Source organism: Micromonospora sp. M51, assembly GCF_018070305.1.
In the GTDB taxonomy this organism is placed as follows: Bacteria; Actinomycetota; Actinomycetes; order Mycobacteriales; family Micromonosporaceae; genus Micromonospora; species Micromonospora parva.
Genome location: NZ_JAGPXZ010001375.1, coordinates 1 through 691 on the forward strand (window position 1 = coordinate 1; position 691 = coordinate 691).

1 protein-coding gene is annotated in these 691 nt (G+C 66.0%); it reads right to left on the bottom strand.

Annotated elements, in window-relative coordinates; genetic code table 11:
- Positions 1-636: MFS transporter (locus KBX53_RS34925; protein ID WP_210864031.1), on the bottom strand; the 636-nt coding region annotated here is incomplete at its 3' end.
- Positions 637-691: the final 55 nt, after the last annotated feature.

Sequence of the window (691 nt, forward strand, 5' to 3'; positions counted from 1 at the left end):
GCTGGCGATCGAGAGCAGCACCGTCAGCGTGTTGGTCGAAAGCTTGAGATCGACCCGCGGCGGCGGCGCATTGGCGTGGTCGTGGACCTTGTCGTCGCCGATCTGCGCGCGCAGGACCAGCACCAGGATCGTCATCAGGCTGACGCAGACGAGGGCGATCCCGACATGGGTGTAGCGCCAGCCGATCGTCTGCATACCCGTGCTGATGAGCGGCGGCCACATCGTGCCGGCGACGTAATTGCCGCTCGCGACGATGGTCACGGCGAGACCACGATAGCGCTCGAACCAGTGCGAGGCCTCCGCCATCAGCGGCGCGAAGGTCGCCGACGTGCCGAGCCCGATCAGGAAATACGCGGCCACGAACTGCCACAGCTGGGTCGAGAGCCCCGCCAGCACATTGGCGACACCGAGGAACGCGATGCTGATCGCCATCGCCGGCACGATGCCGAACCTGTCGGTGATCTTGCCCGCGATCACGCCGCCGAGCCCGAAGCCGAACATCATCAGCGTGAAGGCCAGCGACACCGCGCCGCGCGTGGCGGCGAATTCGGTCTGCACCACGGGGATCACGACCACGACCGCCCACATGCCGACGCCGCCGATCGATCCGATCAGAAGCGCAATGACAAGGCGCACCCAAGCCTGACGCGAATCAGGCGTGAAGGAGGCCGGTATTTGTCCGGGGTGATTT